Genomic DNA, 10,660 nt, shown 5'->3' with positions numbered 1-10,660 from the left:
TAGAAGTAGTTCAAGAGACAGCAAAGACGAAAAAAATATTAGAAGTGGTTGATATAAATGGTCACGCATTCGAAAATATATCATTCACTGTACATGCGGGTGAGGTTGTAGGTGTTGCTGGCATTATAGGATCTGGCAGAACGGAATTAGCAGAAGCGATATTTGGATTGAAAACTATAAAATCAGGGTCTATCTTATTGGGTGGAAAATCAATTGATACGTGTTCTTTGCATAAAAGGCTAGATGAAGGACTAGTTTATGTGCCAGAGGATAGGGCGAGGAATGGAATTTTCTCAATTGCTTCTGTTAAAGAAAATATTGCAGCGGCAAGTTTATATCAAAATAATCGCTTTTTTATAAATCAAGAAAAAGAAAGCGCTTTAGTTAATTCGTTTATAGAACAATTCCGAATTGTTGTACAGAATATGAATAAAGAACTGGCATCTTTATCAGGAGGTAATCAGCAGAAGGTCGTGCTTGCGAAGTATCTTGCATGTAATCCTAAAATTATTATTCTTGATGAGCCGACTCGCGGAATTGATGCGAAAGCAAGGCTTGAAGTGTATGAGACGATAAAAAAAATGAAAAGGGAAGGACTCGCAATTTTATTAATCTCTTCGGATGTTGAAGAGATTGTCCAATTAGTAAACCGTGTATATGTAATGAGAAATGGGCGATTTGTTTCTCATATGGAAAAAGAACAACTGAGTGTGAATGAAGTTACACGCCTTGCATACGGAGGTGTAACGGAATGAAACGTATGTATAAAAGGCACGAAACGTCTATCATACTGTTACTACTAATTTATATAGCCATTGTCGGTATAATAAATCCTAGTTTTATTCAATTTAACTCGTTATCTTTACTGATGAAATCAAGCGTTATTTTAGTCGTTCTAGCAATTGGCCAATCGTTCGTTTTATTTACGAAAAATATAGACGTATCAGTTGGTTCAAGCATGGGATTAAGTGCAGCAGTTTGCGGAATGATGTTAACGAATGGGTATAGTGCATTCTTGTCGATATTTGTAGCTATTATACTTGGGGCCATTATCGGTTTCGTAAATGGTATTGGAGTTGCAAAGTTTCGGATACCAGCCATTATTATGACATTAGGGATGCTAGGAATTGTTAGGGGTGCAATGTTAATCTTCACAGGCGGGAAGTGGATTGAAGATATTCCAAACGATTTTAAGCAGCTGTCATCTATCATCATTCTTGGTTTACCTATAACTGTATGGTTCGTTCTTATTATTTTACTACTACTATACTTCTTTTTAAGAAAAGTGCCATTGGGAAGATACTTTTATGCGGTAGGTGATAATGAAGATGGCGCGAGGCTTATTGGTATACCTGTTAATCAAGTGAAGATATATGCGTTTATGATTTCAGGCATAAGCGCTGCGCTCGCTGGTTGCATATTTGTTATGAATATCGGGTTCGTCCCAAATCAAACAGGTACAGGATTAGAATTACAAGTAATCGCAGCCGCTGTACTAGGAGGAATTCATTTAAAAGGAGGAACAGGATCTTTATTTGGAGCTGCATTAGGAGCGTTATTTTTAGAAACAATAAGTAGCTCACTCGTCTTTTTAAAAATACCAGCATTTTGGAATAATGCTATTTCAGGTTTTTTACTATTACTTATTATTATATTAGATAGCGTCATGAAGAGGTGGAAAGCAGAAAGGAGGATGAATCTATGAAGTATTTTTACAGATGGGAAGGTGTGTTAATCATATTACTTCTTATAGAATTCATTCTCTTTAGTTTTATAAATAGCGATTTCTTAAATATTAGTAATCTCCTTTTTAGTACAAATGATTTCCTATTTATCGCAATTGCGGCGATACCAATGACTTTTGTTATAGTAACAGGAGGAATTGATGTATCTGTAGGATCAATTATGGGGCTAACCTCGATTTTAATTGGTGTGTTTTGGATGAATGGGATTCATATTTTACTAGCAGTAATAATGGCACTTATAGTCAGTTGCTTAGCAGGAGCTTTAAATGGGCTTATTATAAAAATGACAGATGTAGAACCACTAGTCGTTACACTCGGAACGATGTTTTTATACGGAGGAATTGCGCTTGTCGTTTCAGGAGGGGCGGGTGCTTCTGGATATGAAGGGATAAGCGGTTTACCTGATACTTATGTACAACTAGCAAATGGTAGTTTTATAGGAATACCCAATTTATTAGGGCTACTTATTTCATTAACAATTGTATGCACGATTTTGTTTCACCGAACGATATATGGGCGCCACGTACAATTAACAGGTGCGAATGAAAATACAGCAAAATACACCGGGATTAAGACGAAGAAAGTAGTAATCATTGCTTACATACTTTCTGGGTTAGGAGGTGGATTAGGAGGAGCTTTCTTAACTGCATATTTCGGTTCTGCACGTGCTGATATAGGAAGCGAAACAATATTACCAATCATTACAGCAGTCGTCTTAGGCGGTACACTTATTACAGGCGGAAAAGGAAGCATTATCGGTACTGTACTGGCGAGTATTTTCATTGGGCTCATGCAGTATGGCTTGCAAATGACGGGTTTAACAAATGAACAATCCAATGTAGTAATAGGTATTATCCTTATTCTTTCAGTTATTATGAGACATTTCAAATTACATCAATTCATACCGGAGAAAAGAAAGAATTTGCATAAGGGGGAAATGTCATGAAGAGAAAACTAGGGATTGTATTGATTGTATGTATTTGTTTAATAGGTTTAATCGCTTGTTCCAGTCAAACGGCAGATAAGAAAAAAGCGGATGATGTGAAATTTGCATTTATCCCGAAATTAACTGGAGTTGGCTTCTTTACATCGGGCGGTGAAGGAGCAAAGGAGATGGGAGATAAGCTAGGCGTACAAGTGAAATATGATGGGCCGTCTGAAGCGAGTGTATCAGGGCAAGTAAAGTATATAAATAATTTTATTAACCAAAATTATGATGCACTTATGGTTTCCTCTACATCAGTTGATGGTTTATCGCAATCATTGCAACGTGCTAAGAAAAAAGGAATGACTGTCTTAACGTGGGATTCTGATGTGAATCCGAAAGACCGTTCTTTTTATATAAGTCAAGGGACACCAGACCAACTTGCTAACTTATTAATTGAAATGACTTCCAAGCAAATTGGAGATAAAGGGAAAGTAGCGTTCTTTTATTCTAGTCCAACAGTAACGGATCAAAACCAATGGGTAACGAAAGCGAAAGAAATTATTAAAAAGAAATATCCGAACTGGGAAATTGTAACGACGCAGTATGGTGAAAATAATGCGCAAAAGTCTTTGTCAGTAGGAGAGAATATTTTAAAAACGTATCCTGATATTAATGCAGTCATTTGTCCAGATGCAACGGCACTTCCGGCAATGGCACAAGCAGCTGAAAATTTAAAAATGGATAAAAAGGTTGTCGTAACTGGCTTCTCTACACCAAACGTTATGCGTGATTACGTAAAACGAGGAACAGTAGCACAATTTGGTTTATGGGATGTCAAACAGCAAGGTGCGTTGGCAACTTATGTAGCAAATGAAATTGTTGTAAAAGGAAAGAAGTTAAAAGTAGGGGATAGCTTTGAAGTAAAAGGAATCGGAAAAGTGAAAGTAGAGCCAAACTCCATTCAAGGATATGATTATGAGGCAGAAGGAAACGGAATTATCGTATTGCCAGAACGAGTTGTATTTACGAAAGATAATATTGATAAGTATAATTTTTAGTAGACAAAAAAACGTCCGAATATATCGGACGTTTTTTTATTTCTGCATTAATTATGAACAGTTTCTTTTTCGTTTAATCCAAGTGTACGACCAGTAGAAGTGTGAAGGTCTTGGAACAATCTTGGATTTTCAGTTAGTGAAATGCCATATGAAGGAATCATTTCTTTTATTTTTTCTTCCCATTCTACCATGCGGCTTGGGAAACATTTTTCTAATACTTCGAGCATGACGTGAACAGCAGTAGAAGCACCTGGTGATGCGCCTAGTAATGCGGCGATTGAGCCGTCAGCTGCACTTACTACTTCTGTACCAAATTGAAGTGTTCCTTTACCGCCAGCATCAGTATCTTTAATTACTTGTACACGTTGTCCAGCAACTACAATATCCCAATCTTCACTTTTCGCGTTCGGAATGAATTCGCGTAATTCTTCCATACGTTTTTCATGTGATAACATAACTTGCTGAATTAAGTATTTTGTAAGTCCCATTTCTTTTACACCAGCGGCTAACATCGTTAAGACGTTATTCGGTTTTACAGAACCGATTAAGTCAAGATTTGAGCCAGTTTTTAAGAATTTAGGTGAGAAGCCTGCGAATGGTCCAAACAGTAAAGCTTTTTTATTGTCTATATATCTCGTATCTAGATGAGGTACAGACATTGGCGGAGCGCCAACTTTAGCTTTACCGTACACTTTCGCATGATGCTGCTCTACAACTTTTTGGTTTTTACATACCATAAATAGTCCACTTACTGGGAAGCCACCGATATGCTTTGATTCAGGGATACCAGTCTTTTGAAGTAGAGGTAGGCTACCGCCACCGCCGCCAATAAAGACGAATTTAGCAGTATGATGCTCAATTTTACCACTATTCATATCGTGTACTTTTACTTCCCACAAACCATTTTTCGTGCGCTTAATATTTTCGACACTATGCTTGTAGTTTAGCTCGACATTTTTTGTTTTTAAGTAATCAAACAACATACGTGTTAATGCACCGAAGTTAACATCTGTTCCAGAGTCAATCTTCGTTGCCGCCATCGGTTCATTAGATGTGCGACCTTCCATAATGAGTGGAAGCCATTTTTTTAATGTTTCAGGAGCATCAGAAAATTCCATTCCTTGAAACAGTGGATTTTTTGAAAGCGCTTCAAAACGGTTTTTTAGAAACTCAACATTTTTTTCCCCTTGTACTAAACTCATATGAGGTAGTGGCATAATAAAATCTTGTGGATTACGAATTAATTTGCTCTTTACAAGATATGCCCAAAATTGTCTTGAAAGCTGGAATTGCTCATTCACTTTTACAGCCTTACTAATATCTATAGATCCGTCAGCTTTTTCGGAAGTATAGTTCAGTTCGCATAGCGCAGAATGCCCTGTACCTGCATTATTCCATTCGTTAGAGCTTTCTTCCCCGGCACTTGCGAGTTTTTCAAAAACTTTAATTTCCCATTCTGGTGCTAATTCTTTTAGTAATGAGCCTAACGTTGCACTCATAATTCCTGCACCAATTAAGATAACGTCTGTTTTTTGCTGCATGTTGCTCATGATAATCTCTCCATCCCCTATATTGGCAAAAAAGTGTAGGTGTTTTCTATGTCTAAGCCGTAAAAGAGAAACACCGCCTAGGCCCCACCTAGGTGTATACCTTTTTTGTCTCAATTATATAACCATCTCATACTCTATTATAATAATTAATAGACTAAAATATCTAGTGTTATCTGATAATTTTAAACTATTTAACGTTTTATTCGCTAAAAATCTTATTTAACAAGCTCTTTTAAGGTGGTAAATAGAAAAAAATTACAGTTTGAAATTATCTCGAAAAAGCTTACGTATCCTTAAGTGACTAAATCGAGTACCTTTTTATGGGATTATTCTTTCTGCAATGGTAAGATTATTCTGAAAAATAAAAAGGAGGGACTCTAATGTGTACAAAAGAACAAATTTCAAACTTATTTCGAAACTTTTCAATAAAGGAATGTAAAGGGTCAAGTGATTTATATGAATATTTATCAATGAAAATTGCTGAAGATGAGGAAGTACTTACACTATCGTCCTATGCTCAGGTAGGTCAACCAGTCCCAAACTTACTATTAGGTGCAGTACATTATTTATTGCTAGCAGGGAAAGAACATCATTTAAAAACGTATTATAGTAGTTTAGTTGAAAATGCTGATACAAATTTAGATAAAGCTTTTAATCATTTTAAAGATTTCTGTAAAGAGTACCGAGAAGAAATCATTACTTTGTTACAAACGAAACTCGTTCAAACAAATGAAGTAAGACGGTGCGCATACTTATACCCAAGTTTCTGCTACATATTTAACAAAGTGAAGAAGCCGTTAGCGTTAATTGAAATTGGGACAAGTTCTGGGTTGCAACTGTTCTGGGACCAATATCGTTATTCGTACGGGATGGATGAAATGTACGGAAATATAAATTCAAATGTGCATGTAACTTCTGAAATAAGAGGGGAGAATGTACCGCATTTTCTAAAAGAAAGCCCATCTGTCGTAGAAAGAATCGGACTGGACTTACATGTGAATGATTTACATAATGAGGAAGATTATTTATGGTTACGTGCTTTAATTTGGCCAGAACATAAAGAAAGGCTTGAGATGTTTGATCAAGCTGCATCTTTAGTGAAAAATGAATCTGTCCAATTAATAGAAGGAGACGGTGTAGAGCTATTATCATCTATTATTGAACAAATAAGTGAAGAAGCTGTTATTTGTATTTTCCATACACACGTCGCAAATCAAATACCAGAACAAGTAAAACATAAGTTAGAAAAACAAATACAAGAAATTGGCGCAAAACGTGATGTATTCCACCTGTATAACAATATGTGGGATCGTGACCTTCATATTGATTATTATATTAACGGAAACGAATATCGTGAAACGGTTGGAGAAACAGAAGGACATGGGAGATGGTTTAGCTGGAAGATTGGAAATGAGACGCTTATTTAGATTAATAGGGGCGCCCTCACTTGTAAAAGAAGGGACCATAGGCTCAAGCATTGACTAAATGGTTAAGGAATAAATGTATTAGTAACATACAAAAAATGCTTCGGAGAAATCCTAAGCATTTTTTGAATTACATTTAAACCCCATAATGGATCATGTACTTCTGTTCTGCTGCAGCTTGTACAATTTTTGAAGCTAACTCATTCAGCTCATCAGGTTTTCTGAAGAACTTTGAAGATGTAACTGTTTCATAGAAAATTGCTAAAGATTCAGGAGGGATAATTGTAATACCACAATAAGCTAAACCGTATTCCTGATTTTTGACTGTATGGAAGTAGGTTTTCATAATTGATAAATTTTGATTTAAACTACTGATAATATCATCATTAACAGAAATACAATGATATTTCTCTGGTGTATAATCATTGTAACTTTTTTGAGAATTAAATTCGTCAATTATTCCAAAATCATGGACACATGCCATCAGTATTATCCTTTCAAATTTAATAAAATGATTTCTATTAAAGTAAAATGTCTATTCGTTTAAGTGTAATAGAAATAGTTATGTAGTTCATAAAATATTTTCGGTTTTTCTTCGTGAAAACAGTTTATTTATCGATAAACTCATCAGGAGTCCAAGTGGCGATTTCATTCCCAGGTGCAGCGACTACAAGCCATTGCTCACATAGGATACCAGCTTGCCAACATTCATAATAATCATGAAAACCATTTAAAAAAATAATTTGTCCACTATCTAATGTAATAATTAAATGAGGGATTTCTAAGCCAAGTTGTATATCGGTAACTTTTTGTCTTCTTATCTTACATATTCTTTCATATTCTTTCATATTCTTCTTTCTCAGAATAAACTTCAAATTCATCTTCATTTAATGGGTAGCTTTTTTGAGGTTTATTAAATAAACACCATTTGGATTCGATATTGATATATAATTGTCCGTCATAATCAACTGAGTCGTGAAAGTTTGTGAAATGAATCTTTATAGCGCCTGGAGAAATACCAAATTGTAATCCATCAACTTGTGATCCGATAAAGAGATTTTTCAACACTTTTTCAGCGTAAATTTTATCCTCTGTATTCATTCTTGAATTCCTCCTTTTCATAAAAATATACCTTATATTTTTATTGTAATAAATAAATTTTCATGTAAAATGAACCTTTTGTGAAAAACGAGCGAATATAGTGTGAAAGATCATGAGAGGGGAACGGAGCTTTGGATGAAGTACAATTAAAGGAATGGCTATATAAACGAAAGTATGTTATCTAAAAAAGACCTTGAGAAAGTGTTACTTTCGATTGCTGAATAGATATTTAGTAAAAAAGCAACTAATAATTATATTATGTAAATTCTTTTTGTAAAACACCCATAAAAAATGGATGTTTTATATTTTGATATATTAGGTGGAATATATAGTTTAAAAAAGCGGAATACTTTGCGGAAAGTTAAAGACATTTTTCGCAAAGTATTCCGCTTTTACTTCCATTAATCGGTCAAAGTTGCAACTGAAGTATGCATCTGGCCAATTTTTAATGGATAGGTCAGGAGTATTAACATAGACACCTTTTGTAAAGGGGAGCATTGCCAAACGGAAGTCTTCACCCATCGAATACTTCCACCAGCACCTTCTGGTTGCTCCCAAGTAGCGAATATTGATATGTTTGATAGTGCTTTTCGGTAAAAGTAAGCAGTTGCTCATTTGGCACCTCAGCAACAGCACCGCCTAATCCGTGGAAAAATACGGAGGTGGTGGAAAAGGGTAAGTTAAATCGTAATTTCTATTTGATTGCCTTCTGGATCGCCTATTACACTTTCATAATAGCCATCTCCAGTAAAACGTGGTCCATTTAATAAAGGATAACCAGCATCTTTTATCACCTTTGTTAGTTCATTCACACGTTCTTCACTACCGACAGAAAAAGCCATATGAGCATAGCCGGTTATGTTTAAATTAGGCTTATTTTCAATCCCTTTTTTACGCATAAGTTCAAGTCTTGCTCCAGATTCGAACGTAATAAAATAAGATTCAAATTGTTTCGTTTTATTATGATATAAAGAGTTTGCTTTACCATTAAAGTATTTCATATAAAAATCACGCATACATTCTAAGTCATTTACCCAAATTGCAATATGTTCAATTTTCATAGGTTTCACCAATCCTATCTGTATCAATTAGGCTTCCACTGTATTAAATTTGCATTTGCATTGCCACAATTTTGCTTTGCTATTAAAGCTAGTTGTTAATTTTTGATTGTGTACGTACATACAATATGTAATTAAGTGAATGACCATCATAGTAATTACAGAAAAGGGTGAATACAGTATATGAATCAATTTGAACAAATGATGTACGTTGGTGTCATCATGTCTATTGTACTATCTGTAATGATTTTAGGGTCCTTATATTATAATCCTCGACTTTCGTTAACTGATTATCCGAAAGATATTCAAAAAGTAGTTTTTCCAAAATCGATTCATGAAAAAAAGCAAAGCATTTATTTTAATATTGTATATAATACTATTCTTTTCGGTAGTCCTTTCGTTTCTACATATATACTACATAAGCATGAAAAGTTAATGTATATGGATGCCTATTTACACACTTTTGGTATTTTAATGATTTTCAATTTAGTAGATTTACTTATAATTGATTGGCTAATTTTTTGCTGGATTACTCCAAGGTTTGTTGTGATTCCTAGTACGGAAGGTATGAAAGGATATAAAGATTATAAGTTTCATTTAAGAGGGGCTATTGTCGCTACTCAAATTTTAGCAATCGTAAGTTTATTTTTGGCGGGAATTGCTACAACTATTTAGTGTGAAGAAGAGCATGGAGCTTTTATAAAAGATAAGGAGATTTATAATATATAGAATTAGAAATGAGAATTTGATAGTATTGGAGTAAGGAGTTTTAATAACAGTATATTAAACAATATTAATATACTGTTGCAAATGTTTTGATATTATGTAAAATTATACAATTTTACGAAGGCATTTGGTAAAATTCAAAAAAATTTAATGGAGGCTAATATGAAAAAAGTAATTGGCGCAGCAACAGCAACTATTTTTGGATTTGGGGCGTTTACCACAACTGCTACCGCAGAAACAATTGTAACAGCAGATGTACTTAACGTACGTGAAAAACCGACTACAGAATCAAAAGTGGTCGAAAAAGTAAAGAATGGGCAAGAGTTAAAAGTCATAAATACCGAAGATGGCTGGTCAAAAATTGAGTTGAATGGTAAAGAAGTGTTTGTAAGTTCGGAGTTTACAAAAGATGTATATCATGTAACGGCGAATTTGTTAAATGTACGCACTGAAGCAAACACGGATTCAGAAATTCTTGGCAGACTAAAAAAAGATGATGTAATTGAATCAACGCATCAAGTAAAAGACGGATGGCTGCAATTTGAGTATAAAGGAAAAACTGCTTATGCAAACGTTTCTTTCCTATCAAGTACAGCACCAACTGAAAAGAAAACTGAAGAGAAAACGAAGCAAGTAGCGAAAGTACAAAAATCAGTTAAAGAAGAGAAAGAAGTAAAGACGCAGAAAGTAGCAAAAGCGAAAGAAACAACGAAAGCACAAGAAATAGTAAAGCCTAAAGAAGAGGTAAAAGTCAAAGAAGAAGTAAAAGTTAAAGAAGAACCGAAAGTGCAAGAAATAGTAAAGCCTAAAGAAGAAGCAAAAGTCAAAGAAGAAGTAAAAGCGCAAGAAATAGTAAAGCCTAAAGAAGAGGCAAAAGTCAAAGAAGAAGAGAAAGCGCAAGAAATAGTAAAGCCTAAAGAAGAAAAAGTCAAAGAAGAAGTAAAAGCGCAAGAAATAGTAAAGCCTAAAGAAGAGGCAAAAGTCAAAGAAGAAGAGAAAGCGCAAGAAATAGTAAAAGCTAAAGAAGAAGAAAAAGTACAAGAAATAGCAAAAGCTAAAGAAGAAGAAAA

General features: G+C 34.6%; 10 protein-coding genes and 2 pseudogenes. 7 read left to right on the top strand and 5 right to left on the bottom strand.

Annotated elements, in window-relative coordinates:
- The 4 genes from HMPREF2590_RS01055 to lsrB all read left to right on the top strand — a co-directional run.
- Nucleotides 1-755: ATP-binding cassette domain-containing protein (locus HMPREF2590_RS01055; RefSeq protein WP_141763522.1), on the top strand; the 755-nt coding region annotated here is incomplete at its 5' end.
- Nucleotides 752-1,705, top strand: coding sequence for an ABC transporter permease subunit (locus HMPREF2590_RS01050; RefSeq protein WP_000827686.1), 954 nt, complete (start codon nucleotides 752-754; stop codon nucleotides 1,703-1,705). The genes HMPREF2590_RS01055 and HMPREF2590_RS01050, both read left to right, overlap by 4 nt.
- Nucleotides 1,702-2,691, top strand: a complete 990-nt coding sequence (locus HMPREF2590_RS01045) for an ABC transporter permease (protein ID WP_000873525.1) — start codon at nucleotides 1,702-1,704, stop codon at nucleotides 2,689-2,691. Before HMPREF2590_RS01050 ends, HMPREF2590_RS01045 begins: the two co-directional genes overlap by 4 nt.
- On the top strand, nucleotides 2,688-3,731 hold the full coding sequence (gene lsrB / locus HMPREF2590_RS01040; protein WP_000823651.1) for an autoinducer 2 ABC transporter substrate-binding protein LsrB: 1,044 nt from the start codon (nucleotides 2,688-2,690) through the stop codon (nucleotides 3,729-3,731). The genes HMPREF2590_RS01045 and lsrB overlap by 4 nt, the downstream gene beginning before the upstream one ends.
- 47 nt (nucleotides 3,732-3,778) lie before the next feature.
- Here the strand turns inward: lsrB and HMPREF2590_RS01035 are convergent, their stop codons facing one another.
- Nucleotides 3,779-5,281, bottom strand: a complete 1,503-nt coding sequence (locus tag HMPREF2590_RS01035) for a malate:quinone oxidoreductase (protein WP_000069138.1) — start codon at nucleotides 5,279-5,281, stop codon at nucleotides 3,779-3,781.
- Between the two features lie 380 nt (nucleotides 5,282-5,661).
- On the opposite strand from HMPREF2590_RS01035, the gene HMPREF2590_RS01030 reads away from it, so the two are divergent.
- Nucleotides 5,662-6,708: a DUF2332 domain-containing protein gene (locus HMPREF2590_RS01030; RefSeq protein ID WP_000337434.1), complete on the top strand. Its 1,047-nt coding sequence runs from the start codon at nucleotides 5,662-5,664 to the stop codon at nucleotides 6,706-6,708.
- Between the two features lie 133 nt (nucleotides 6,709-6,841).
- On the opposite strand, the gene HMPREF2590_RS01025 is transcribed toward HMPREF2590_RS01030, so the two are convergent.
- The 4 genes and pseudogenes from HMPREF2590_RS01025 to HMPREF2590_RS01010 form a co-directional block, all read right to left on the bottom strand.
- The gene (locus HMPREF2590_RS01025) at nucleotides 6,842-7,189 is read right to left on the bottom strand and encodes a short-chain dehydrogenase (protein WP_070861271.1); all 348 of its coding nucleotides are present in this window, start codon (nucleotides 7,187-7,189) and stop codon (nucleotides 6,842-6,844) included.
- 124 nt (nucleotides 7,190-7,313) lie between these two features.
- Nucleotides 7,314-7,806: pseudogene (locus HMPREF2590_RS01020) on the bottom strand (hypothetical protein).
- 333 nt (nucleotides 7,807-8,139) lie between these two features.
- Nucleotides 8,140-8,482 (bottom strand): annotated as a pseudogene (locus tag HMPREF2590_RS01015) (BBE domain-containing protein); the annotation flags it as partial.
- A 4-nt stretch (nucleotides 8,483-8,486) separates the two neighbouring features.
- Nucleotides 8,487-8,867, bottom strand: a complete 381-nt coding sequence (locus HMPREF2590_RS01010; protein WP_000687534.1) for a VOC family protein — start codon at nucleotides 8,865-8,867, stop codon at nucleotides 8,487-8,489.
- Nucleotides 8,868-9,047: 180 nt separating this feature from the next.
- Between HMPREF2590_RS01010 and HMPREF2590_RS01005 the strand changes: the two genes are divergently transcribed.
- Nucleotides 9,048-9,539: a hypothetical protein gene (locus HMPREF2590_RS01005; RefSeq protein WP_001071233.1), complete on the top strand. Its 492-nt coding sequence runs from the start codon at nucleotides 9,048-9,050 to the stop codon at nucleotides 9,537-9,539.
- Between the two features lie 213 nt (nucleotides 9,540-9,752).
- The coding region (locus HMPREF2590_RS01000) for an SH3 domain-containing protein (protein WP_256324916.1) at nucleotides 9,753-10,660 on the top strand (908 nt) is incomplete at its 3' end.

The sequence above is a fragment of the Bacillus sp. HMSC036E02 genome (assembly GCF_001836235.1).
Lineage (GTDB): Bacteria > Bacillota > Bacilli > Bacillales > Bacillaceae_G > Bacillus_A > Bacillus_A cereus.
The sequence above is the reverse complement of the archived record's forward strand: the minus strand, read 5'-3'. Positions and strand labels throughout refer to the sequence as shown.

What these genes read in the sequence shown, in the direction of transcription:
- HMPREF2590_RS01050 (WP_000827686.1), top strand. Translation starts at nt 752, where the DNA reads ATGAAACGTATGTATAAAAGGCACGAAACGTCTATCATACTGTTACTA.
- HMPREF2590_RS01045 (WP_000873525.1), top strand. Translation starts at nt 1,702, where the DNA reads ATGAAGTATTTTTACAGATGGGAAGGTGTGTTAATCATATTACTTCTT.
- lsrB (WP_000823651.1), top strand. Translation starts at nt 2,688, where the DNA reads ATGAAGAGAAAACTAGGGATTGTATTGATTGTATGTATTTGTTTAATA.
- HMPREF2590_RS01035 (WP_000069138.1), bottom strand. Translation starts at nt 5,281, where the DNA reads ATGAGCAACATGCAGCAAAAAACAGACGTTATCTTAATTGGTGCAGGA.
- HMPREF2590_RS01030 (WP_000337434.1), top strand. Translation starts at nt 5,662, where the DNA reads ATGTGTACAAAAGAACAAATTTCAAACTTATTTCGAAACTTTTCAATA.
- HMPREF2590_RS01025 (WP_070861271.1), bottom strand. Translation starts at nt 7,189, where the DNA reads ATGGCATGTGTCCATGATTTTGGAATAATTGACGAATTTAATTCTCAA.
- HMPREF2590_RS01010 (WP_000687534.1), bottom strand. Translation starts at nt 8,867, where the DNA reads ATGAAAATTGAACATATTGCAATTTGGGTAAATGACTTAGAATGTATG.
- HMPREF2590_RS01005 (WP_001071233.1), top strand. Translation starts at nt 9,048, where the DNA reads ATGAATCAATTTGAACAAATGATGTACGTTGGTGTCATCATGTCTATT.